The sequence below is a fragment of the Leeia sp. genome (assembly GCF_041909055.1).
Taxonomy (GTDB): domain Bacteria; phylum Pseudomonadota; class Gammaproteobacteria; order Burkholderiales; family Leeiaceae; genus Leeia; species Leeia aquatica.
On the sequence record NZ_JAYREC010000006.1, the window covers coordinates 166,801 to 191,670 of the forward strand.

General features: G+C 58.4%; 17 protein-coding genes. 7 read left to right on the forward strand and 10 right to left on the reverse strand.

The window, feature by feature from the left end:
* Nucleotides 1–94: 94 nt before the first annotated feature.
* From ACE3O2_RS15405 to rpmH, 7 genes are all read right to left on the reverse strand, one after another.
* A complete protein-coding gene (locus tag ACE3O2_RS15405; RefSeq protein WP_374338974.1) occupies nt 95–5,068 on the reverse strand; it encodes a DEAD/DEAH box helicase in 4,974 nt (1,657 codons plus the stop codon).
* 56 nt (nt 5,069–5,124) lie between these two features.
* Nucleotides 5,125–6,441: a tyrosine-type recombinase/integrase gene (locus tag ACE3O2_RS15410; RefSeq protein WP_374338976.1), complete on the reverse strand. Its 1,317-nt coding sequence runs from the start codon at nt 6,439–6,441 to the stop codon at nt 5,125–5,127.
* Between the two features lie 241 nt (nt 6,442–6,682).
* Complete coding sequence (gene mnmE, locus ACE3O2_RS15415) at nt 6,683–8,017, reverse strand: tRNA uridine-5-carboxymethylaminomethyl(34) synthesis GTPase MnmE (protein WP_374338978.1); 1,335 nt, start codon at nt 8,015–8,017, stop codon at nt 6,683–6,685.
* Nucleotides 8,018–8,021: 4 nt separating this feature from the next.
* Nucleotides 8,022–9,734 (reverse strand): membrane protein insertase YidC, encoded by a 1,713-nt coding sequence (yidC, locus tag ACE3O2_RS15420; RefSeq protein ID WP_374338980.1) that lies wholly within the window; start codon nt 9,732–9,734, stop codon nt 8,022–8,024.
* 25 nt (nt 9,735–9,759) lie between these two features.
* Nucleotides 9,760–9,969 (reverse strand): membrane protein insertion efficiency factor YidD, encoded by a 210-nt coding sequence (gene yidD / locus ACE3O2_RS15425; RefSeq protein ID WP_374338982.1) that lies wholly within the window; start codon nt 9,967–9,969, stop codon nt 9,760–9,762.
* On the reverse strand, nt 9,966–10,382 hold the full coding sequence (rnpA, locus tag ACE3O2_RS15430; RefSeq protein WP_374338984.1) for a ribonuclease P protein component: 417 nt from the start codon (nt 10,380–10,382) through the stop codon (nt 9,966–9,968). Before rnpA ends, yidD begins: the two co-directional genes overlap by 4 nt.
* Nucleotides 10,324–10,458, reverse strand: coding sequence for a 50S ribosomal protein L34 (rpmH, locus tag ACE3O2_RS15435; RefSeq protein WP_168878269.1), 135 nt, complete (start codon nt 10,456–10,458; stop codon nt 10,324–10,326). The genes rnpA and rpmH overlap by 59 nt, the downstream gene beginning before the upstream one ends.
* A 174-nt stretch (nt 10,459–10,632) precedes the next feature.
* Between rpmH and dnaA the strand changes: the two genes are divergently transcribed.
* The 3 genes from dnaA to gyrB all read left to right on the forward strand — a co-directional run bounded on the left by dnaA (nt 10,633) and on the right by gyrB (nt 15,878).
* A complete protein-coding gene (dnaA, locus tag ACE3O2_RS15440) occupies nt 10,633–12,051 on the forward strand; it encodes a chromosomal replication initiator protein DnaA (RefSeq protein WP_374338987.1) in 1,419 nt (472 codons plus the stop codon).
* Between the two features lie 204 nt (nt 12,052–12,255).
* Nucleotides 12,256–13,365 (forward strand): DNA polymerase III subunit beta, encoded by a 1,110-nt coding sequence (gene dnaN / locus ACE3O2_RS15445; RefSeq protein WP_374338989.1) that lies wholly within the window; start codon nt 12,256–12,258, stop codon nt 13,363–13,365.
* Between the two features lie 50 nt (nt 13,366–13,415).
* Nucleotides 13,416–15,878, forward strand: coding sequence for a DNA topoisomerase (ATP-hydrolyzing) subunit B (gene gyrB / locus ACE3O2_RS15450; RefSeq protein ID WP_374338991.1), 2,463 nt, complete (start codon nt 13,416–13,418; stop codon nt 15,876–15,878).
* 175 nt (nt 15,879–16,053) lie between these two features.
* On the opposite strand, the gene ACE3O2_RS15455 is transcribed toward gyrB, so the two are convergent.
* From ACE3O2_RS15455 to ACE3O2_RS15465, 3 genes are read right to left on the reverse strand one after another with little or no spacing between them, the layout of a single operon-like run.
* Nucleotides 16,054–16,671, reverse strand: a complete 618-nt coding sequence (locus ACE3O2_RS15455) for a 2-dehydro-3-deoxy-6-phosphogalactonate aldolase (RefSeq protein ID WP_374338993.1) — start codon at nt 16,669–16,671, stop codon at nt 16,054–16,056.
* Nucleotides 16,668–17,573: a 2-dehydro-3-deoxygalactonokinase gene (locus tag ACE3O2_RS15460; protein WP_374338995.1), complete on the reverse strand. Its 906-nt coding sequence runs from the start codon at nt 17,571–17,573 to the stop codon at nt 16,668–16,670. Before ACE3O2_RS15460 ends, ACE3O2_RS15455 begins: the two co-directional genes overlap by 4 nt.
* Nucleotides 17,574–17,588: 15 nt before the next feature.
* Nucleotides 17,589–18,476: an aldose 1-epimerase gene (locus ACE3O2_RS15465; RefSeq protein ID WP_374338997.1), complete on the reverse strand. Its 888-nt coding sequence runs from the start codon at nt 18,474–18,476 to the stop codon at nt 17,589–17,591.
* 116 nt (nt 18,477–18,592) lie between these two features.
* On the opposite strand from ACE3O2_RS15465, the gene araD reads away from it, so the two are divergent.
* The 4 genes from araD to ACE3O2_RS15485 all read left to right on the forward strand — a co-directional run bounded on the left by araD (nt 18,593) and on the right by ACE3O2_RS15485 (nt 24,781).
* Entirely contained in the window at nt 18,593–20,320 is a 1,728-nt protein-coding gene (gene araD / locus ACE3O2_RS15470; RefSeq protein ID WP_374339000.1) for an L-arabinonate dehydratase, read from the forward strand.
* Between the two features lie 38 nt (nt 20,321–20,358).
* Complete coding sequence (locus ACE3O2_RS15475) at nt 20,359–21,495, forward strand: ABC transporter ATP-binding protein (protein WP_374339002.1); 1,137 nt, start codon at nt 20,359–20,361, stop codon at nt 21,493–21,495.
* 9 nt (nt 21,496–21,504) lie between these two features.
* Nucleotides 21,505–23,448, forward strand: coding sequence for a beta-galactosidase (locus ACE3O2_RS15480; RefSeq protein WP_374339004.1), 1,944 nt, complete (start codon nt 21,505–21,507; stop codon nt 23,446–23,448).
* Between the two features lie 88 nt (nt 23,449–23,536).
* Nucleotides 23,537–24,781 carry an ABC transporter substrate-binding protein gene (locus ACE3O2_RS15485; protein WP_374339006.1) on the forward strand — a complete coding sequence of 415 codons (1,245 nt, stop codon included), beginning with the start codon at nt 23,537–23,539 and terminating at the stop codon, nt 24,779–24,781.
* Nucleotides 24,782–24,870: the final 89 nt, after the last annotated feature.

The following is a 24,870-nucleotide window of genomic DNA, read 5'->3' on the forward strand; positions in this document are numbered from 1 at the left end:
GCCCCTGCATCAGATAGCCACCTGCCGAGCAAGGGTTCCCGGTCTTCCTCCCGTCGAAGCAGCCCCGGAAAACACTTGATGCCATCCGCTTCGATCAAATATCCAGCGCAGGCAAAGCGTCTACGATCTTCATCGTCTCCAGGCTCACTGTCACCACGCGGCAGAACAGTTCCAGCGGGTAGCGTGGATTTTGCATGGTTTCCACCGCCCAGGTGTTGGCATCGCTTTCAATGCCGCTATCTTTGTCGGTCTTCACCCGCTGGCGCTCTACCACCCAATCCAGCGCAGGTTTACCGTTCACCACATAGTCGTAGGCTGCCAGCGGGATGCCGATGAGGGTGATTTTGCCGTTGTAGTGCAGCGTGGTCAGGTCTTTATCCTTGCCGCGCTTGCCGTATTTCATTTGCTCCACGCGGTAATCGGAATCGGTCAGCGTGCCCTTGGCCTCAATAGTCAGCGGGTATGGCTCTACGCTTTCATAGCCGATATGCAACTCGGCCAGCTTGCGCCCTGCCTGACTGAAACCCCAGAAACCAGCGGCGGTTTTCACGCAAGGAATGCGCGGTAACTCCTTGGCCAGGTTGTCAGCATATTTCTCCCGGTATTGCGGCGAATGCAGCAGGCCATAGACGTAATAGAACACGTCTTCCTTGCTGATGGTCTCGCCGGGATAAGCGGCTCGGAAATGCGCCAAACCTTCATCGGTCAGCGCTTCACGGCGCGCGCGCTGGGGTGGCGAGTCTTCGGCAAACATCTCGGCTTGTGTCCCCGTACTGACCTCGGCTTCCTCGTCGTAGAGATAGAGGGGAAAGCATTGGGTGCCATCAATATCCACCATGTGCAGGCTGGGAAGCGCGTTGGTCATCAAGGCACCAAAGGCCACTTTATCACCTCGTCCCGATACGCAAATCACCCGATTTTCTGCCGCCGCATCCGGGAAAATCCGTGGCATCTGGTACACCATCTCGTTGAATGTGCGATTGAAATAAAGCCATTGCTTGGTATAGGGGCGGTAGAGGCTGGGAATCAGGCTATCGGCCTGATAAGCATGTACTCGGTCTTTCACCAGCTCTTGCTTGAGCGCACGCGTCCAACTGATGCGAGACGGATCGGTGTTGATAAAACCATCCACAGCGGCCTCGCGGGCTTTTTTATCCAACCCGGCATGAGCGGCATTGAAGCGCTCCATCTCGCTGTTGTAGAAGCCGATCATGCGCTGCATGGAACTTTCGACGGCGATACTGCTGGGGTTGTAGCACCAGGCATCGCGGTTGGTGACCACGCCCAGCGAGAAGTTTTCAAACAGCTTGGCAGCATTGCCTTTCTTGTCGCCCAGCACGATGAAATCGTTAAAGCTGTCGTCGCGCTGTTGCAGCCAGTCACCATGCGCATCGGGGATGATGGCTTGCCAGCCGTCGGCAGCGGTGATGCCCGCGATGCTGGCAAAGGTGCTGATTTTTTCCAGCTTGTCTTCACGGCTGAGGTAGTCGCCAATGTCGTGAAAATGAATCTGCCCGTGCACTTTGGCCTGCGGGTTTTTGACCAGCAGCGAGATGGCAATTGGGGCGCGGCTGCCCATGCCAAAAACGTTGTCCTTTTCTTTACGGCGCAATTCGCCTGAGGTACGGGCATTGCCCCGCAAATGAAACACATACAGGCTGGAAAACTCCTCGGCCAGACACTTGCGCATCCCGTCCGATGAGTTGGAATCGAGCCAGCCCGCGTTGGTGACAAAACCAATTACTCCCGCGTTACCAATGCGGTCGCTGGCCCAACGGATGGCGCGGATGTAGTTGTCGTACAGCCCCTTGGCCAGCGTGGCTTTGGAACGAGCGGCGTAGGTATTGCGGACGCGGCTATCCAGATGTGGATATTCCACATTGTCGTTGTTGTCGTTCTCGCTTTTTTGCCCAATGGAATATGGCGGATTGCCCAGGATGACGCGAATATCCAGCTTTTTCTGGCGCTTGCGGCGGGCGCTATTGTCCACCAGCAGCGCATTCACCAGGTCTTCCTTTTCGTACATCTGGAAGGTGTCGGTCAAACAGATGCCTTCAAAGGGCCGGTACTGGCCACCCACCAGGCTGTGGTACACCGCCTCGATATTGATGGCGGCGATGTAGTAGGCCAGCAGCACGATTTCGTTGGCGTGAATTTCGTGCTGGTATTTGTGCGGCAGTTGCTCAGGGGTTATCAGACCGCTTTGCAGCAGGCGGGTGATGAAAGTGCCGGTGCCGGTGAAGGGGTCGATGATGTGCACGCCTTCGCTGCCCAGTGTCTGGCCGAATTCGCTTTGCAGTACGTCGTTGACGCTGTGGATGATGAAGTCCACCACCTCCACCGGGGTGTAGACAATGCCCAGTCGTTCGGTCATCTTGGGGAAGGCGTTGCGGAAAAACTTGTCGTACAACTCCACTACGATCTTTTGCTTGCCCGCTGCGCTGTCAATGCCCGCAGCCCGTTCCTTCACACTGGCATAGAAGCCTTCCAGCGTGTCGGCTTCCTTGTCCAGCCGGTGTTCATGCAGGGCATCCAGAACGCCTTGCATGGCTTTGGACATGGGGTTGTGCTGGGCAAAGCTGTAGCCTTCAAACAGCGCATCAAACACCGGCTTGGTAATGAGGTGCTGGGCCAGCATTTCGATGATTTCTTGGTTGCTGATGCTGTCGTTAAGGTCGTCGCGCAGCTCTTCGGCAAAGGCGTTAAAGGCAGCCTGCTCTCGGGTGTTGGCAGGGTTTTCCAGAATGCCGCTGATGCGGTCGATGTGGGTGCGGGCAATCTTGGCAATGTCGTTGGCCCAATCTTCCCAGTGGTGGCGGTTGCCACACTTTTGCACCACCTTTGCATAGATAGCGCGCTCGATTTCGCCAATCTCGAATTTCAGCTCTTGCTGGTCTTCCTTGCCGGGGCGGCGCGGTGCCGGTGCGCCAATGCCGTGCTGGCCTTTGCCTGCATCACGGTTGGTTTGCCCCTTGTCGGCTTTCTTCGACTTTTTGCTGATCTGGTCGGTGATGGCAATGACTTCCATCTTGGAAAGGATTTTCTTGTTCAAATCCAGATCCATCTTGTTGACCATGGCATCAAAGCGGTCGTCATGCGAGCGCAGCGCCTGCAATACCTGCCACACCACCTTGTAGGTAGTGTTGTCGTTCAGTGCCTCATGCGGCTCCACCCCTGCGGGGATCACTACCGGCAGAATGACATAGCCACGCTTTTTGCCTGGCGCATTACGCATCACACGCCCCACCGACTGCACCACGTCCACCTGCGAATTGCGCGGGGTCAGGAACAGTACAGCGTCCAGCGCAGGCACATCCACCCCTTCGGAAAGGCAGCGCACATTGGAAAGGATGCGGCAGGTGTTATCCGGTGCTTCGGCCTTTAGCCAGGCCAGCTTGCCCTCCTTTTCGGTGGCACTCATACCACCATCGACATGCTCGGCCTCACATTGAAGGGTGTAAGCACGATTATCTGCCTCGTCGAAAGCTTCATTGTCTTCACTGGCCTGATACGCCTGCACCACCGCCTGAAACATGCCCGCAATTTGCTTGGAGCTAACTTTGTGCACCTTGCCGCCTTGCTTGGCCTCAATCACCTGGCAAAAAGCCACGGCCCGTTTCATGGCGGCGCTATCGCCCACCAGTTCATCAGTGATGCCTTGCTTGGACAGGGCTTTCCAGCAGCCAATGATCTTGGCGGCATCGTCCACCTTGAGCTGGTTATTTCCGTCCTTGAGCAGGTCTTGCAGGCGGCGGCTGACATGGCTTTCCTGCACCGAGAGCACCAACACCTTGTAATCGCACAGCAGACCGCGCTTGACGGCTTCGGAGAAGGTGATGACGTACAGCTCTTTGCCATAGAGCTTTTCATCGTCCATGGAACACAGCGCCACGTTGTCTTTTTCGGCACTGGCCTTGGCACTGTCGCCATAAATGCGAGGGGTGGCAGTCATGTACAGCCGTTTGGCAGACTGGATGAATGCGCCATCATGCACTTTGACGAAGGCGCTTTCGTCTTCGTCGCCAAAGGTGGCTCCAGTGGTGCGGTGCGCTTCGTCACAGATGATGAGGTCAAAGCCTGCCAGCCCATGCTGTTGCTGTGCCTGAGCAATCGTGTCGATGGAATGGTAGGTGGAAAACACCACGCTCATGTGGGCGCTATCGTGGCGCTTGCCAATTTCCGCAGCCAGCCGGGCCGGGTTGGTGGTGGCGGGATAGCGCAGTTCATGTACCAGCGTTTGCACGGTGTCGTCGTCTTTGCCGCGCTTTTTGCCGACCTCACCATCTGAACACACAGCAAAACTATGCAGGGGGGTGGCACTCTCCTGCGTCCATTCAGTCAGCGTTTGCGACAGCAAGTTGAGGCTGGGCACCAGAAATAGCACCCGCCCACCGGCCCCGGCCATGCGTTCGGCAATCTTGAGGGCAGTAAAGGTCTTGCCTGTACCGCAGGCCATGATAAGTTTGCCGCGCTCGGCCTGCGCCAATCCTTGCTCCACGGCGGCGAGCGCATTTTGCTGATGCTCGCGCAGCTTTTTACGCGGCTTGAGCACAGCCGCGGCCTTGGGCTGGTATTGCGCCCAATCAATCTGGCTTTCCTCCAGTGCGAACAAATCAACTATGTTGATAGGTTTGTCACGGCCTTGAATCAGCGTATTGACGTGGTGGCTGGCTTCATACGTGGTGAGAAACAGCAGGCCGTTGGTAAAGGGCTTTTTGCCCATCGCTGAGAGAAAGGAATCGATACCGTCGCCCTTTCGAATCTTGCTGTCCTCGGCATAAAACTTGGCCTGAATGGCAAAAACTCGTGGATTCTCGGGCAAGTCTTCCACCGCCACCAGGTCGATTCCCGCATCGGCGCCGGGGTCGGGGTTACCTTGGCTCAACCATAGCCGCCGCCATTCTTCCCACAAATACACATTTCCGTTGAATAGGTCTTTGTACGATGGCTCAGCCATCAGGTAGGTTTTGACCAGCTCCTCGAAATAGGTGCCTTTTTCTCGCTCGGTCTGTGCAGACTGGCGGAAAGTGTCCAGCAGTTTTGTGAGTGCGGTCGGTGCCATTGCCATGGATGAATGCCTTGTTTTCTTTGTTATGTTGCGCTGACTCTCTGCCAAATCGGCCACTATGCCGCCTGATACGCCTTGCCGAAAGGCCCGATGATGACTTTGCCCTTGCCGTCCTGAATCTGGCTATCCACGAAATCTGCCCACCATTGCAGCATTTCCCGCCGCTGGTCGGCGTATTGCGCCCGGTTATAGACGCCCCGGATGCCCTTTGTTTCGTGGGCCAATGCCTTCTCGATCCAGTCCGAGTTAAAGCCAGCTTCATGCAGATGCGTAGAGGCTGTGCGCCGGAAATCATGGATCACGAAGTCCCGTACATCGATTTCCAGCGAGCGCACCGCCTGATTCAAAGTGCTATGTGCTATCGGTTGGTGCAGGTCACCACGGCTGGGGAATACCCACTCTGAATCGCTTGCCAGTCCCTTCAACTCCTCGAGCATCGCCACGGCCTGCCGGGACAAATAGACAAGATGTGGCCTGTCCTTCTTCATGCGTTCGGCAGGAATCGCCCATTCGCCTTTCTCAAGGTCTAGCTCATCCCATTTTGCACCGATAAGCTCGCCCTTACGCACCATGCACAGAATCAGCAGGTGCAGCGCCAACTTGTGCGCCCGCTTGATGCTGGATTGATAGATCGCTCGTAACAGCTTGCCGACTTCTTCCGGCGATAGCGCCACGTCCCGGCTTCTGGCACTGGCAATGAATTTGGCTTCGATTGCCGCCGCCGGGTTGAAGGTGGTTTTCTCCCGCGCAATGGCATAGGCGAATAGCCGTTTCAGTACGTTGCGGGTTTGCAGCGCCATTTGGTCAGCGCCACGATTCTTGATCTTGTCGGTAATCACCAGAATGTCGGTCACGGTCACATCAGCAATTTGCTTGCTGCCAATGGCTGGGATCACGTCCTTATCCAGTACCCGCTTGATGTTGCGCGGGCTACTGTTGGCTGGCTCCACAATCTCGGCAAACCAGCGCAAAGCGAAGGCTTCCACGGTGTTAGCAGCCATGGTTTCGGCCTCTTTCGCCTTTGCTCGCTCAACGGTCTTCATATACCAGTTTCGGACGAAGGCTTGGGCCATTTCCTTGGCGGTAGGGGCAGCGTCATCCGGGACAGGATCACCACGCTTCAAGGCCATCGGGGATAGACCGCGCCCGGCCAGTGCCTTGCAGTCGTCCCGCCAGGTGCGGGCTTCGCCCAAGGAATAGGTGGGATAGTCACCCAACGTAACCTTCTCCTGCTTCCCTGCTAGGCGGTATCGCAGCCGCCAGACCTTCGCCCCACCAGGCATCACTTCTACAAACAGCCCGCTGTCGTCAGCTTCCTGATATGCCTTCTCGCCGGGCTTGAGATTCCGCAGCTTGGTATCCGTCAGCGCCATGACTCCATCCTCCGCCGTTGTTCGTGTCCATGCTCGTGCAGTTTGATAGGTGCACTAGGAATCCATGGGCACAAAATATGTGCCCATGGCGCCCAGGATAATCCACAATGGGCACAATCATGGGCACAAGTTTATGCGGATTCAATCGGAACATGCAAGCCCACTGCAGAACAAGAAACATGCTTCTAAGCGGGTTATATGGATATTTTGCAGAAGTATCCGGACTATGTTGGAAGACTAGCTATTTTCCAATGCAGAAGCGGCTGAAGATTTCCCCCAGCAGGTCGTCGGCGGTGAACTCGCCGGTGATGCTGCTGAGTTGCTGTTGGGCCTGGCGCAGGTCGTCGGCGAACAGTTCGATCTGCTGCCAGCCCGCTTCGGCGCGTTGCAGTGCCTCGCTGGCGGCGGCCAGTGCGGTGAGGTGGCGTTCGCGGGCCATGAAGACGCCCTCGCCGGAGTGCCAGCCTGCCACGTGCAGGATTTGCTGTCGCAGCAGGTCGACCCCGTCACCTTGGCGGGCTGACAGGCGTACGCGCATGCCGTCTGCGCCCAGCTCGCTGGCGGCGGTCTCGCCGGAGAGGTCAATCTTGTTGTAGACGGTGATGCGGGGCACCGCTGGCAGGGTATCCAGTATCGCCTGCTCGGCAGCCGTCAAGCCGTGCTGGGCATCCACCAACAGCAGCACCAGATCGGCCTTGTCCAGTGCGGCACGGGTGCGGGCGATGCCCAGCTGTTCAACGTGATCGTCGGTCTGGCGCAGGCCAGCGGTATCGATCAGGTGCAGCGGGATGCCTTCGATATGGATCAGCTCGCGCAGGCTGTCGCGGGTGGTACCGGCGGTATCGGACACGATGGCGACATCGTCGCCTGCCAGTGCGTTCATCAGGCTGGACTTGCCAACATTGGGCTGCCCCACCAGCACCACATTCAAGCCATCGCGCAGCAGGCGGCCCTGGCGGGCCTGCCCGCGTAAAGTAGCAAGCTGAGCGCGCAGGCTGCGCAACTGGCCCAATGCATCGGCCGCTTCGAGAAAATCGATGTCTTCTTCGGGGAAATCGAGGGTGGCCTCCACCAGCATGCGCAGCTGGATCAGGCCTTCCACCAAGACATGTATCTGCCGGGAAAAGTCGCCAGACAGCGAGCGCATGGCGCTGCGCGCCGCCTCTTCCGAGCTGGCCTCGATCAGGTCAGCCACGCTTTCAGCCTGCGCCAGATCCAGCTTGTCATTGAGAAAGGCGCGGCGGGTGAATTCACCGGGCTCGGCGAGGCGGGCGCCTAGCTGCAAACAGCGCTTCAGTAAGCGCTGCAGCACGGCGGGACCGCCGTGGCCTTGCAGCTCCAGCACATCTTCACCGGTGAAGGAATGCGGGGCCGGGAAGTACAGCAACAGGCCGTTGTCGATGGCCTCACCCGCTTCATCCGTGAAACGGGCCAGCGTGGCGTGTCGCGCTTGCGGGGTCTTGCCCGTCAGCGCGGCCGCCAGTGGCTGCAACGCCGGCCCGGACAGGCGGATGACCCCCACGCCACCGCGCCCGGGCGCAGTAGCGATGGCGGCAATCAGGTCTGCGGGCTGCATGGCCTCACTTGCTGCTGGCTTTGGCCGGCTGGGTGGGCTTGATGCCCATCTGCGCGTAAATCACCTTTTGCTGAATGATGGTGAGGATGTTGTTCACCAGCCAGTACACCACCAGGCCCGACGGCGAGAAGAAGAAGAACACACTGAACATCAGCGGCATGATCTTCATCATCTTGGCCTGCAGCGGGTCCGTCGGTGCCGGGTTCAGCGTGCTCTGATACCACATGGAAATGGCCATCAACACCGGCAGGATGAAGTACGGGTCGGGCTGCGACAGATCCTGAATCCAGCCCAGCCACGGTGCCTGACGCAGCTCTACCGCACCCAGCAGCACCCAGTACAGTCCCATGAACACCGGCATCTGGATCAGCATGGGCAAGCAGCCGCCCATCGGGTTGACCTTTTCGGTCTTGAACAGCTCCATCTGCGCCCGGCTCTGCTGCTGGCGGTCGTCCGGGAATTGTTCCTTGATGCGCTGCAGACGCGGGCCGAGGTCACGCATCTTGGCCATCGAGCGGTAGCTGGCGGCAGACGGGTAATAGAACAGCGCTTTCAGCAATACGGTCAGCGCAATGATGGCCCAACCCCAGTTGCCCACCAGGGCATGCAGCTTCACCAGCAGCCAGAACAGCGGCTCGGCCACCACCGCAAAGATACCGTAGTCCTTGGTCACCACCAGGCTCGGCGAAGCTTTCAGCAGTTGCTCCTGCTCTTCCGGGCCGACGAACAGCGGCATGCTGTAGGTCAGGGATTTGCCAGCGGCTACAGCCGGCAGCTTCAGCTGGGTGCCAATGGAGTACAGGCCATTACTGGTCTTGCCCAGCACAAACTGGCGCTGCGTGCCCTTGCTGCAGTCTTCCTTGTCGTAGCCCGCCTGAGCAGGTGGCAGCCATGCGGCAATGAAATAATGCTGCACCATCGCCACCCAGCCATTGTTACACTGGGTGACATGGCTGATCTTCTCCGGGTTTGCCAGACCCTTGGTGATGTCATCAAAACTGACCTTCTGATACTTCTTCTGGTCGGTGTAGATGGCGGCACCGGTAAAGGCGCTGGAGAAACGGGTCTTGCTTTCGGGCTCGATGCCATCACGCAGGATGCGGTAATAGGCTTCCGGCACCACCGTACTGCTGCCCTTGTTCTGGATCTGGAAGGCCACGTCGATCACATAGCTGTTGCGATGGAAGGTCAGCAGCTTGGTGACAGCCAGGCCATTCTGCTCGGGTGCGGTCAGCGCCACCACTAGCTTGTCCTGACCCTTGTCCAGCATACGGATACCGGTTTGCGCCTGATAAACGGTATGGCGGGTCGGCAGACCGAGTTTGGCACTCTCATCACTGAACGCACTTTGCGCCACATAGAGGTGACGGCCACCGACAGGGTTGACGCTATTGTCCAGCAGCAGGAAGGGTTCTTTCGGCTTGTTAGTATCACCGTGCTTGAGCACCCACAGCTTGCGGATGTCGCCACCGGTCAGGTCAATCTCGGCACGGATCAGGTCGGTATTGACCGTGATGATGCCTGCCGTTTTCAGCGTGGCTTCGTCTACCGTCGGCTTGCCGGCAGCCTGAGCCGGGGCCGGTTCGGCCGCAGGGGCGCTGGCCGGACGATTCTGTTGTGCCGCCCATTCCGGATAACGATACTTCTGGTACTGTTGCCAGCCTAGCAGCAAGGCCATGGACAGGACAATGAAAATCAGCAGACGACGAGGTTCCATCAATCAAACCTATCTGTAACAGGGTTCAGGGCACCGGGTCGTAACCACCCTTGGACCAGGGATGGCAACGGGCAATGCGCCACAAGGTCAACCCGCTGCCACGCAGCGCACCATGCCGACGCAGGGCTTCTTGCGCATAGCAGGAGCAGGTTGGGGAAAAACGGCAACTGGGCGGCAGCCAGGAACTGAGCAGCAGTTGATAAGCGCGGATCAGTAGCAGCAGCACGCGGGTCATGATGATACGCGTAACCGGCGTGAGAGGGAAAACAGTTCCTGACGGAACAGGTCTGACTGGCTCGGCAACAGGCGGGCTTGCACGCGGATCACCACGTCGTGCCCGGCAAACAGGGCGCGGTGCAAACGGAAGAACTCGCGGCATACCCGCTTGGCGTAGTTCCGGTCGTGCGCCGCCTTGGCCACTTTCTTGCTGACCACAATGCCGAGCCGGGGCAAGCCTCCAGGTACCGGACGGTACAGCAACTGGAAGTACTGGCCACGAAAGGAACGCCTGAAACCAAAAACGGATGAATACTCATCCGTTTTGGTCAAGCGATACTGCCGTGAAAAGCGGTGATCAACACCGCCTGCATCAGACGCCGAGACGGGCACGGCCCTTGGCACGACGAGCAGCAATAACGGCGCGACCACCCTTGGTGCGCATGCGGACCAGGAAGCCATGGGTGCGCTTGCGGCGGACGACCGAGGGCTGGAAGGTGCGTTTCATGGTAATTCCTTATGGGATTTCGTACAAAATCAAACGCGCAATTTGACACTGTTACCCCCCATCCTGTCAAGCGCTATTTTTGGGATAAACTGTGGATAACTCGGGGTAAACGGGCTACAATCCGCCCGATAGTCCGGCGTCCGCCACCCTGTTCCACCAGCCTGAAGTGTCCTCATGTCCAATGCTGTTGTCTTTTGGTCCAGCTGTCTGTCCGCTTTTGAAGCGGAGCTGACCGCACAACAGTTCAATACCTGGATCAAGCCATTGGCGGTAGAGGATGGCGGGGACGAGCTGCGCCTGCTGGTGCCCAACAAGTTTGTACTGCAGTGGGTCAAAGACAAGTTCATGGCCCGCATCCAGTTGCTGGCTGATGAATTTTTCGGCAAGCCGGTGACCATTGCGCTGACGTTGCACAGCCCGCGCACGGCGGCAGTCAGCCGCAAAGCGGAAGCGGCTCCTGCGCCGACCATGGTCAGCGAAGCGCTTGTCACAGAGAGTCGGCCCGCCAGCATTACTGCACCGCCCCCTGTAGCCGAGCCGGCGGCCACCCGTGGCCGCCCGGTGGTAGACGAATACTCCCGGCTCAATCCGAATTTTACCTTTGACACCTTCGTCACCGGCAAGGCCAACCAGCTGGCACGCGCGGCGGCGCTGCAAGTGGCTGAGAACCCCGGTGTGGCGTATAACCCGCTGTTTGTCTACGGCGGCGTAGGGCTGGGCAAGACCCATCTGGTGCAGGCCATCGGTAATGTGGTGCAGCAGCACAACAAGAAGGCGCGCATTCGCTACATTCATGCCGAGAAGTATGTCGGCGATGTGGTCAAGGCTTACCAGCACAAGGCGTTTGAAGAGTTCAAGCGCTATTACCACTCACTCGATGTACTGCTGATTGATGACATTCAGTTCTTCTCCGGCAAAAACCGGACGCAGGAAGAATTCTTCTATGCCTTCAATGCGCTGATTGAGGCGCACAAGCAGGTGATCATCACCTGCGATACCTTCCCCAAAGAAATCGAGAACATGGAAGACCGCCTGATTTCTCGCTTTGGCTGGGGGTTGACGGTGGCCATTGAACCGCCGGAGCTGGAAATGCGGGTCGCCATCCTGCTGAAGAAAGCGGAGCAGGAGCGGGTGCAGCTGGATGAGAATACGGCCTTCTTCATCGCCAAACATATTCGCTCCAATGTGCGTGAGCTGGAAGGCGCACTGAAGCGGGTACTGGCCTACTCACGCTTCACCGGGCAAAAAGTCACACTGGAGCTGGCCAAAGAAGCGCTGAAAGATTTGCTGGCCGTGCAGAACCGTCAGGTGTCCGTGGATAATATCCAGAAGACGGTGGCGGACTTCTACAAGATCAAGGTGGCAGACATGTATTCCGCCCGCCGTTCCCGTACCATTGCCCGACCACGACAGGTGGCGATGGCGCTGGCGAAGGAACTGACGCAGCTGTCACTGCCGGATATCGGCGAGGCCTTTGGCGGTCGTGATCACACCACCGTCTTGCATGCTTGCCGTAAAATCAATGAGTTACGCGCTGCGGAACCGGAAATGGCACATGATTTCAATGTGCTGCTGCAGATCCTGAAGAATTGAACAACACCCGGTACAGATTGTGTATAAACCCGTGATTGCGGTTGACACGAAAAAGCAGTCACAATTTGTCCACAGGTAGCACCGGGGCTGAACAGTCGGGTTATTGTTGTTGCAAAGCATTGATTAAATGGAATAAAAACGGCTTTTCCACAGGATGGATCGCCTCTATTATCTACTATCAAAATCTTTAAAAGGTTATTTGATATGGCTCTCATCGAAGCGGGCAAAGACAATCTGATCAAACCCTTGTCTACCGTTACCGGTATCGTGGAGAAGCGGCATACCATGCCCATCCTCTCCAATGTACTGATCGAAAAACAGGGCAGCAGTTTGCGCATGCTGGGCACCGACCTTGAAATCCAGATCCAGACCAGCGAGACCCTGGAAACCACAGGTGACGATGTTCGCTTTACCACCAGCGCCAAGAAGCTGCTCGACATCCTGCGCGCTTTGCCGGACAACCAGCCCATCCGGCTGGAAACCGACAGCAACAAACTGCTGATCCGCAGTGGCAAGAGCCGCTTTAACCTGCATACGCTGCCTGCAGAAGACTTGCCGCTGGTACAGCTGAACACGCAGGTGCTCAACCGCATTACCCTGCAACAACGTGAGCTGCGGGCTTTGCTGCAAAAAGTGCAGTACGCGATGGCCAACCAAGACATCCGCTACTATCTGAACGGGCTCTATCTGGTGAGCGAATCCGGCATGCTGAAGCTGGTGGCGACCGATGGACACCGCCTGGCCTATATCGAGACCAGCAGCAACAGTAGCAACCAGCAACGCTGCGAAGCCATCATTCCACGCAAGACCGTACTGGAGCTGGGCAAGCAACTGGCGGATAGCGAAGAACCGGTACACATCGACATTTGCAGCAACCAGATCCGCTTCCAGTTTGGCAGCATCGACCTGGTCTCCAAGGTGATCGAAGGCAAATTCCCCGACTACAACCGGGTATTGCCAGCACATAACAACAAGATTTTCAGCATCAACCGCGTGTTGTTGTTGCAAGCACTGCAGCGCGTGGCCATTCTCTCCAACGAGAAATTCCGTGGTGTCCGTGTCATGCTGTCCGATCACCTGCTGCGTATCCAGTCTGCCAACAGCGAGCAGGAAGAAGCACAGGAAGAGCTGGATATCCAGTATCCTTACGATGCTTTGGACATCGGTTTTAACATCAACTACTTGCTGGATGTGCTGAACCACAGCAGCTGCGATGACATCCAGCTGGCTTTGGGTGACAGCAATGGCAGTGCCTTGGTCAGTGAACCCGGCAATGCCAGCTTCCGCTATGTCGTGATGCCGATGCGCATCTAAGGCTGATGCACCCGTTGTAAACCCCGATCGATACCACAAGAAGCACGCACATGAGTGAAGAACACGCACCGGTACCTGGTGGCCAGGACTACGACGAATCCAGCATTCAACAACTGGAAGGTCTGGAAGCGGTCCGTAAACGACCAGGCATGTACATCGGTGATACGTCCGACGGCACTGGACTGCACCACATGGTGTTTGAGGTGGTGGACAATGCCATTGATGAAGCCCTGGCTGGACACTGCGATGACATCAAAGTGATGATCCACCCGGATAACTCCATCTCGGTGCATGACAACGGGCGTGGCATCCCTACCGGCATCAAGTTTGATGACAAGCACGAACCCAAGCGCTCAGCCGCTGAAATCGTACTGACCGTATTGCACGCAGGCGGCAAGTTCAACCAGAACAGCTACAAGGTATCCGGCGGTCTGCACGGTGTCGGCGTGTCTTGTGTGAATGCGCTATCGCGCTGGCTAAAGCTGGTCATCCGTCGTGATGGCAAAAAGCATGTGCTGGAATTCGAGCGTGGGCATGTACCGAACCGCCCCATCGAAATACAAAATGGTGTGGAAGTGTCACCACTGCGAGTGGTAGGCGATACCCAGAACCGGGGTACCGAAGTCCACTTTCTTGCCGATGATCAGATCTTCGGCACAGTGGAATACCACTACGACGTGCTGGCCAAACGGCTGCGTGAGCTTTCATTCCTCAATAATGGCGTCAAGGTTGAGCTGATCGACCAGCGTGATGGCCGTAGCGAGAACTTTGCCCATTCCGGTGGCGTACGCGGTTTCGTGGAATACATGAACCGCAGCAAGACCGTGCTGCATCCCAAGCCTTTCCATGCGGTAGGCGAAAAGGATGGCATTACGGTTGAAGTCGCCATGCAATGGAACGACAGCTATTCCGAGCTGGTGCAATGCTTCACCAACAATATTCCGCAGCGTGACGGTGGCACTCACCTGACTGGTCTTCGTACGGCGATGACCCGCGTCATCAACAAGTACATCGAAGAAAGTGAAGTCGCCAAGAAAGCCAAGGTCGAAACCACTGGTGACGACATGCGCGAAGGGCTGACCTGCGTCCTGTCGGTCAAGGTGCCGGAGCCCAAGTTCTCCAGCCAGACCAAGGACAAACTGGTGTCCAGTGAAGTACAGCCCGTGGTACAGGAAATCGTCGCCGCCAAGCTGGCAGAGTACCTGCTGGAAAACCCCTTGGATGCGAAAACGATTACCAGCAAGATTGTAGAAGCGGCCCGTGCCCGTGATGCCGCCCGCAAGGCACGTGAGCTCACCCGCCGTAAAGGCGTGCTGGATGGCGTCGGTTTGCCTGGCAAACTGGCGGATTGCCAGGAAAAAGACCCGGCCTTGTGCGAAATCTACCTGGTCGAGGGAGATTCCGCAGGCGGCTCCGCCAAACAAGGGCGTGATCGCCGCTTCCAGGCCATCCTGCCGTTGAAGGGCAAGATCCTCAACGTCGAGAAAGCCCGTTTCGACAAACTGATTGCCTCACAAGAAATTGCCACCCTGATTACCGCGCTGGGTTGTGGCATCGGCAAGGACGAATACAATCCGGAAAAACTGCGCTACCACCGCATCATCATAATGACCGATGCCGACGTCGATGGTGCCCACATCCGTACCCTGCTGCTCACCTTCTTCTACCGGCAAATGCCGGAGCTGGTGGAGCGGGGTCACATCTACATTGCGCAGCCGCCGCTGTACAAGGTCAAGCAAGGCAAGGAAGAACGCTACTTAAAGGACGAGCACGAGAAGAAGCGTTTCCTGCTCGGTGCCTGCTTGCGCGATGCCAGCCTGCATCCTTCTGCTAGTGCAGAGCCGATCAGTGGCAGTGCATTGGAGAGTATCGCCAATGATTACCTGCTGGCCGAAGCCGTCATCGACCGTGAAAGCCGAGTGATTGAGCCGGATGTGCTGCATGCCTTGCTGGAAGATGCACAGGTGGATCTAAGCAGCCAGGCCACCGCCGAAGATGCGGCCCAGCGCCTGCAAGCCCAGGTGGCTAACAAAGAGCTCACCGTTACCGCCGAATTCGACGAAGCCGACCAAAGCTGGTACCTGAAGATCACCAAGTGCCTGCACGGCAATTACAGCGTCACCTACCTCGACAACAGCTTCCTCAACAGCGGCGACTACAGACAGCTGCTGAAAACCAGCCAAGTACTCTCTGGTCTCTTGAAAGAAGACGCCTGGGTGAAACGGGGTGAACACGAGCGCAAGGTGAGCAGCTTTGCCGAAGCACTGGCCTGGCTGCAACAGGAAGCCAGCAAAGGCATGAGCTTCCAGCGCTACAAAGGCCTGGGCGAAATGAACCCCGAGCAACTGTGGGAAACCACCATGGACGTCACCGTGCGCCGCCTGCTCAAGGTACAGATCGAAGACGCCATGGGCGCCGACGAAATCTTCACCACCCTGATGGGCGACAATGTCGAACCCCGCCGTGCATTCATTGAAACCAATGCGCTCGGGGCGAGGAATATTGACGTTTGAGTTTGTTAGATCCAATGAAGAACTGGTTTTCCGGTGATCACAGGAAAACTGGTCACCGATAACTGCATTTTGGCAGTATTAAAAGGCTTCCTGTTCAGGGAGCTTTTTTTCTCAAGCGAGCTCGTCTTGCTTGCAGTAATGTTCACAGCTAAGAATCAGACGCTTACCCATGCTCTTATGCCTGTTGCCAGGCTTGTACATAAGCGGTGGCTCGGGCTTTTAGCGCTTCGATGCTGATGCCGGGCGTGTACAAACCACCACCCAGGCCAAAGCCTGAGGCTCCTGCTGTGATGTAGGCGGCCATATTGCCCGGGGTGATGCCTCCTACCGGGAAGATGGGAATATCGGGTGGAATGACGGCTCGCCAGGCCTTTAATACTGCAGGGGGAATGGCTTCAGCCGGGAAGGCTTTAAGGCCGTGTGCGCCTGACCGGAGTGCTGCAAACGCTTCGGTTGGGGTGGCGACACCGGGCAATGACCACAGCTTGCGCGCTCGGGCTGCAGCGATCACGGCGGGGTTGCTGTCGGGGGAAATCACCATCTTGCCACCAGCATCGGCAACTTGGGCAACGGCTTCTGCGCTCAAAACCGTGCCTGCACCAATCCAGGCATCCTCTGGCAAACTGCGGGTCAACTGCACTATCGCTTCCAGGGCGCCTGGCCGGTTTAACGGTACCTCGATCAAGCGAAAGCCCGCCTCATACAGGTGTAGCCCGACCTCGCGGGCTGCTTCGGGTGGCAGGCCGCGCAGGATGGCAATAAGCGGTAAGGTTTTTTGCAGGTCCGGGATCATGGTGTCGCTTCCTTGCGGGGTTGAGATAAGGCAGACAAGGCGGCAACAAATACCGCATCGGGGTCGAAGCAACAGGTGTCAACGCCGTAGCGTGAAGCCACCTGCTGATGGAGCGGCCAGAGTATGGGGTCTCCCACGATGCGGACGGTGCCGCGTTGGGCTAATTGCTGGACCTCAGGATCAGCCCATTCGGTGCCGATCAGTAAGCCAGACAGCCACGCCCGGGCAGCATGGGTCGGTAACTGCCCTCGCAGTACCGCAGCACGCAGGCCGAACAGGCTACGGGATAGCGGACGCCCTGAGGTAGAGGCGTCTACGCCGGCCAGAAACGCTTGCGGGTCATCCTGCCCTGCCTGCAGCAAGCCAGACAGTGATCCGGCTTGCTGGAATTGCGCGTAGAGTTCGCCGGTCATGAATGTCATCAGGCGGACAATGGCCCCGTTCTCCACCCATACCCACTTGCTGTGGGTGCCTGGCAGCAGGTAGCAGCCGTCTCCCCCGCCCAGATGCCATGCGCCCAGCACCTGGGTTTCTTCTCCGCGCATGATATCCGGCCCGGCATCATCACACACACCAGGCACAATATAGACGCGGGCCTGGTCATGGCGGAGGGTTGTCATCTGGCTACCGACTGCATGCAGGGATACTGGCGTGGGCAGGTAGGGTACTTCCAGCCAGCCGGAGCGGCTACCAATCATGCCAGCCATGATCACCTCGACATCGGCAGGCAGGCCTGGCCAGCGCTGTAGCAGCGTGCTCAGCATATCGGCAAAGTTGCCCGAGGCCGACATGACGCCACAGGCATCGGCACAGCGATCCAGCACATTGCCTTGTGCGTCCAGTAGGTAGGCCCGTCGATGTGTGCTACCCCAGTCAATGCCCAGTCGGTATTCAGTCATCATTGCATCGTGTCTCATTTAAAAGTGGTCATCCTGCATCTGAAAAGTCATCTCCAGGCTCAGGTGTTGTCCTGGTGCCAGCCATACCAGCCCAAGGTCGCCCCCTTCTGGTTGTTTGCGGTGCGCATCATTGGCATGGGTCACTGGCTCCAGGCAGAAAAAGTCCGCGCCACTGGGGGTATACAGCACCATGAAGCGTGCTGGGGGCCAGGTGTCTATGGAGAGTGTTTTTCTGATTTCGGGCCAGTGAATATGTGCTCGTCCATCCCAGCCACCGGCACAGTGATCCAGTGTCTGTTCAGGCAGAGGTTGCCACTGGCCATTGGCCGGAAAGTTGCAGCTGTCTGTGGGGATACAGCGGCAAGATGAGTGCGAGGTAATTGGGGGCCAGACATGGCGTGTCCGCGCCCGTATACGGGTTCCGGGTGTCCGCTTGAAGAAGGGGTGCAAGCCCAGGCCGAACGGGGCACGCCTTTGCCCAGTGTTGAGCGCTGTGAGCTGACAGTGAAACTGCTCACCCGTCAGGGTGTAGCTCATGAGCGCCTGATAGGGCAACGCCAGCCAGGGCTGGGCATCATGCTGCAGGATGATCCGTTGCGCGGTGACAGCGACGGGCTGCCAGGCTGAGCGCCAGGCATCACCATGAATGGGATAGGGCTCCGCACACCAGTTCTGCGGGACGGCAATGCAGCCGTCTTCCATGGGCAGGGCATGACCCCATAACCGATTGGACCAAGGAACCAGCGGGAAGCAGGCAAGCTGATTGGGGTCAAGCGTGGCCTCCTCCGGCGCAGGCCGCAGTACCGGGAACGGTGTGCCGACAGCCAGCCAGTCCAGACGCGTCAACCCGCCGCCTTGCGCGGGCAGTATGGTTGCAGCCCAGAAGTCATTGCTTAATGTCAGCATGTCTGGCCGGCATGGTCATCAGGATGTACATCAATCATGGTGGAATGGGCCTCCCCCTTGCGTGTTCTTTATTTGTAGTATTATACTTTCTACACACTAAATCAAGGAAAGCGGCCATGGGTGGAGAAAGCAGAAAGCGGCGCTCACAGCACTGGTTTGGCGGCGATGATAAAGACGCCTTCATTCACCGTAGCTGGATGAAGAACCAGGGGCTGACGGACGACAGCTTTGATGGCCGCCCTGTCATTGGGATCTGCAATACCTGGTCCGAGCTGACGCCGTGCAACGCCCACTTCCGGCAGTTGGCAGAAAAGGTCAAGCATGGGGTGCTGCAGGCGGGTGGTCTGCCGGTCGAATTCCCGGCCATGTCCTTGGGTGAAACCAATATGCGCCCTACCGCCATGCTGTTTCGTAACCTGGCTGCCATGGAAGTGGAGGAGTCCATTCGAGCTCATCCGCTGGATGGGGTGGTGCTGCTGGTGGGCTGTGACAAGACCACCCCTGCCTTGCTGATGGGAGCTGCGTCGGTTGGGCTTCCGACGCTGGTGGTATCGGGTGGGCCCATGCTCAATGGTCGCTATCGTGATGAAACCATTGGCTCTGGTACCCACGTCTGGAAGTTCTCGGAGGCGGTACGCGCCGGGCAGATGAGTACAACCGAGTTTCGACAGGCAGAGGGCTGCATGTCCCGCAGTGCGGGTCACTGCATGACCATGGGGACGGCCTCGACCATGGCCTCCATGGTCGAGGCGCTGGGTATTGCGATGCCGGGTAACGCGGCCATCCCGGCGGTGGATTCCCGGCGCTATGCGCTGGCGCAATTAGCCGGCAGGCGCATTGTGGAGATGGTGGAAGAAGACCTGCGCCCTGCACAGATCATGACCCGGCAGGCGTTTGAGAACGCCATCCGTGTCAACGGCGCCATTGGGGGCTCCACCAATGCAGTCGTGCACCTGCTGGCACTGGCGGGACGGCTTGGGGTGCCGCTAACACTGGATGACTGGGATCAGCTGGGTCGGGATGTGCCGACCTTGCTGAACCTGATGCCTTCAGGGCAGTACCTGATGGAAGACTTCTACTATGCCGGTGGTCTGCCGGTGATCCTGCAGCGCTTGCTGGCTGCCGGGCTGCTGCATGGTGAAGCGCGGTGTGTCACCGGGCGCAGCATGGCTGAGGAGGTGCAGCATGCGGAATGCTTCAACGATGCCGTGATTCGTCCCCTGGCGCAACCACTGGTGGCGCAAGGCGGTATTGCAGTGCTGCGTGGCAACCTGGCGCCAGGTGGCGCCATCATCAAGCCCTCGGCCGCCAGCCCCAAGCTGATGCAGCACAAGGGACGGGCCGTGGTGTTTGAAGACATTGAGCACTACAAGGCGCGCATTGATGACCCTGCGCTGGAGATTGATCAAGACAGTGTGATGGTGCTCAAGCATTGCGGTCCCAAGGGTTATCCCGGCATGGCAGAGGTGGGCAATATGGGGCTGCCGAAAAAGCTGCTGGCGCAAGGAATCACTGACATGGTGCGTATTTCGGATGCCCGCATGAGCGGCACCGCCTACGGTACCGTGGTCTTGCATGCGGTGCCGGAAGCCGCTGCCGGGGGCACGCTGGCGCTGGTGCAGGATGGGGACCTGATTGAGCTGGATGTGCCCAACCGCACGCTGGTGCTGCATGTGTCTGACGACGAACTGGAGCGTCGGCGTGCGGGCTGGGCACCTCCCGCGTTGCCGGCCTCCGGCTATCTGCGCCTTTATGTGGAGCACGTCATGCAGGCCGATCAAGGTGCTGACTTTGATTTTCTGGTGGGCTGCCGGGGGGACGCGGTACCCCGGGAATCCCACTGACCACGGTATAGGCTCTTCACATTCACAAGCGAGACATCATGGCCAGCTTGACTTTGCACCAGATTCACAAGGCCTACGGCGACCACGCCCCGGTCATTCGGAATGTAAACCTGAACATCGCCGATGGCGAATTCTGCGTGTTCGTCGGCCCCTCCGGCTGCGGGAAATCCACCCTGCTGCGCATGATTGCCGGTCTGGAGGATATCTCTTCAGGCGATCTTTACATTGGCAATCAGCGCGTGAACGACCTGCCCCCTGCCAAACGTCGGGTTGCCATGGTGTTCCAGAGCTATGCCTTGTACCCGCACATGAGTGTGTACGAGAACATGGCGTTTGGTCTCAAGCTCGCCAAGCTTCCAAAGCAGGAGGCCGAGCGCCGGGTTCGTGATGCTGCCAGAGTGCTGCAGCTGGAGCACCTGCTCGAGCGTAAACCCAAGGCACTGTCAGGCGGGCAGCGTCAGCGTGTTGCCATCGGGCGCGCCATCGTGCGTGAGCCGGAAGTGTTTCTGTTTGACGAACCCCTATCCAATCTGGATGCCGCCTTGCGAGTCCAGACCCGGATCGAAATTGCGCGCCTGCACCGTGAGTTTGGCCAAGCCTCGACCATCTATGTGACCCATGATCAGGTTGAAGCCATGACGCTGGCAGACAAGATAGTGTTGCTGCACAGCGGCGAAGCGGTGCAACAGCATGGCAGCGTGGCGCAGTATGGCGCGCCCCTTACGCTGTATCACCATCCTCGCAGCCTGTTTGTCGCAGGTTTCATCGGCTCCCCCAGGATGAACTTCCTGCCCGGCACGCTGGCCGCGTGTGACGATCATGGTGTGGAGGTCGCCTTGCAAACGGGAGAGCGCGTGCGTGCTGCCGTTGACGGGCAGGGGCTGGCCTTGGGCGCAGCTGTGACCGTTGGTATCCGTCCTGAGCATGTGCTGTCACAAGGGGAACAGGTGTGCACCCTGAGTCGGGATGTCGCATGGGCCGAGCGTCTGGGCGATGCCACCTATCTGTATTGCAGTGGCGCGGAAAGTTTTGTCGCCAAGACCGATGGTTTCAGTCAGGCCGTGCCTGGTTCACGCGTCACGTTGGGGCTTCCGGCAGAAGCCTGCCACGTATTTGATGCGGCCGGGCAGGCCTTGCCGCGGCGTGTTTTCCCTGAATTTCGGCTGCAGGCTTGAGGGGCGACCATGAAACTGGGCGTATGTTATTACCCGGAGCACTGGCCTGAATCCCTGTGGGCAGATGATGCGCGCCGCATGGTGGAGGTGGGCATTTCACTGGTTCGGATCGGTGAGTTTGCCTGGAGCCGTATTGAGCCGGAGCCGGGTCAGTATCAGTGGGACTGGCTGGACCGGGCGATCCAGACGCTGGCTGAGGCGGGTTTGCAGCTGATTCTGGGGACCCCCACGGCGACCCCGCCAAAGTGGCTGGTGGACCAGCATCCCGACATTTTGGCGGTGGATGAGCATGGGCAAGTACGCGGCTTTGGCTCTCGCCGCCACTATTGCTTCTCCAGCGCGACTTACCTCAGGGAAAGTGTGCGCATCGTGACGGCCATGGCGGAGCGCTACGGTCATCACCCCGCCGTAGTGGCCTGGCAGACGGACAATGAATACGGTTGCCATGACACCGTGCTGTCATATTCCCAGGCCGCCCGCACCCGTTTCCAGCAATGGCTGGCTGTGCGCTACCAGCATGTTGCGGCACTGAATCAGGCGTGGGGGACGGTGTTCTGGAGTCAGGAGTACCGCGACTTCACCGAAATTGACCCACCAGTTTCGACCGTCACCGAGGCCAACCCGTCTCACCGTCTTGATTACCGTCGCTTTGCCTCCGATGAGGTGGTTCGCTACAACCGGACCCAGGTAGACATCCTGCGCCAGCTTTCTCCGGGCCGTGATGTGACGCACAACTATATGGGCTTTTTCACGGAGTTCGATCACTACGATGTTGCCCGTGATCTGGACGTGGTGAGTTGGGATAGCTACCCGCTCGGTTTTACTGATGAAGCGCGGGGCGGTACTAGCGATGCGGAAAAGCTGCGCTGGTTGCGTACCGGGCACCCGGATATTCCATCATTTCATCACGACTTGTATCGCGGCATGACGGGTCGCTGGTGGGTGATGGAGCAGCAGCCTGGTCCGGTGAACTGGGCCCACTGGAACCCTTCTCCCCTGCCCGGCATGGTCAGGTTGTGGACCTGGCAAGCATTTGCCCATGGCGCGGAGGTGGTGTCGTACTTCCGCTGGCGGCAATGCCCTTTTGGGCAGGAGCAAATGCATGCCGGGTTGAACCGCCCGGACAATGTGCTGGATCTGGGCGGGCATGAGGCAATGCAGGTGGCTCAAGAACTGCCTGCTCTGCCGCAAGCCTCCCGGCAGCGTGCCGCCGTGGCGCTGATCTTTGACTACGCCAGCCACTGGGCGGTCCGCATTCAGCCACAGGGGGCAGACTTTAATGCCTTGCACCTCTGCTTTAACTGGTACAGCAGCCTGCGCCGCATGGGGCTGGACGTCGATATTGTGTCTCCCCAGGCTGAACTGGATGGCTACGCCTTGATTGCGGTGCCTTGCCAGACGCTGGGCGATGAGCTGCTGGCTGAGCGCCTGGCGACCAGTGGGGCGCAGCTGCTGATCGGTGCCCGCAGTTTCAGCAAGACCCTGAACGCCACCATGAGCACGCCGCTGCCGCCGGGTGCGATGTCCGACTGCTTGGGCATCCAGGTCCATCGCGTGGAGTCGCTGCGACCGGGGGCGGTGGAGTCGGTTCACCTGGGTGAGCACACCCTCAGCGCCAGCCGCTGGAAGGAATGGTTGTCGCTATCGCCAGGCACAGCCATAGAGGCGCATTTCAGTGATGGTCAGCCTGCGCTGGTATGCCGGGGCCCGTTCCGTTATCTCGCCTGTTGGCCCGATCAGGAGCTGCTGGATGCCTGCATCCAGCGCACGGCCGCTGCCGCAGGACTCACCACGCTGCCCTTGCCGGAAGGCTTGCGGCTGTCTCGCTTGGGCGAGGTGACGTTTGCTTTCAATTTTGGACCCGAACCACAGACCCTGCCCGCGCCTGCCGACGCACGCTTCCTGCTTGGCGCACGCACGCTGGCGTGTGCGGAGGTGGCTGCATGGCGATGAGTGCGGAGGGATGGGGTTGGTGCATGTACTGGTTTTACCTGCAGTTGTAGTCCGGCAATACCTGTTTAATAACAACGAGGAGCACACGATGAAGCAGCATTTCCGGTTTACCCGCTTGTTTGGGGCGTTGGTTATGGCCAGTGCCGTTACCGTGCAGGCAGGCACCCTGATTTTTAACAATGACGGTTCCGACCCGGCACCGCGCAAGGCATTTGATGAGTTGGTCAAAGGTTTTGAAGCAGAGAACCCGGATGTCAAAGTCAAAATCAACGTCTTTGATCATGAAGGGTTCAAAACCTCCATCCGTAACTTCCTGACGGCACCGGATGCTGCACCGGACGTGGTGACCTGGTATGCGGGCAACCGTATGGCCCCGTTCGTCAATGCCAACCTGTTTGAAGATGTGTCCGATATCTGGACCAAGGAAGGTTTGAACGACAAGCTGAAGTCCGCTGCGCCGTCCATGACCATCAAAGGCAAGAAGTGGGGCGTGCCCTATACCTATTACCAATGGGGTATCTACTACCGCAAGGACCTGTTTGCCAAACTGGGTATTGCGGAGCCCAAGAGCTGGAAAGAGTTGGTGGCTGCCAGTGCCAAGTTGAAAGCCAACAAGATTACCCCTTTTGCCATTGGTACCAAGGAAGCCTGGCCGTCGGGTGGCTGGTTTGACTATCTGGACATGCGGGTCAACGGCTACGAATTTCACATGGACCTGACCTCCGGCAAGATTCCGTACACCGACAAGCGTGTACAGGCCGTGTTTGACCGTTGGGACGAGCTGACCAAGCCTGGCTACTACCTGGCCAATCACTCCAGCTATCAATGGCAGCAGGCGGTACCGGCGTTTGCCAAGGGCGAGGCCGCCATGTACCTGATGGGCAATTTTGCAGTGGATGCCTTCAAGTCTGCAGGCCTGAGTGAGGATCAGCTGGGCTTCATGCAATTCCCGGCCATTACGGCGGGCGTACCGATGGCGGAAGATGCACCGACGGATACCCTGCACATCCCGGTCAATGCCAAGAACAAGGCCGATGCTCGCCGATTCCTGGCCTATGCGGCACGTGCTGATGTCCAGACCAGGATCAATGCCATTCTGGGACAGTTGCCCGTCAACAAAGGCGCCACCCGCCCGAACGATACCTATTTGAAAGCCGGGTTCACCATGCTGTCCAATGCCCACGGTCTGGGTCAGTTCTATGACCGTGACGCACCGGCGGAGATGGCCAAGGCCGGGATGGATGGTTTTGTGCAGTACATGCAGCATCCTGAAACCCGTCAGGACATGCTGAACCGTCTGGAGCAGGTACGGCAGCGCGTGTACAAGCCATAACGATGGCAGGGGGAGGCTTGCCTCCCCGTGACCGAGTTTGCCCCTTGCCGGACATCAGGCAGGGGCAGACTCGCCGATCCGGACCCACA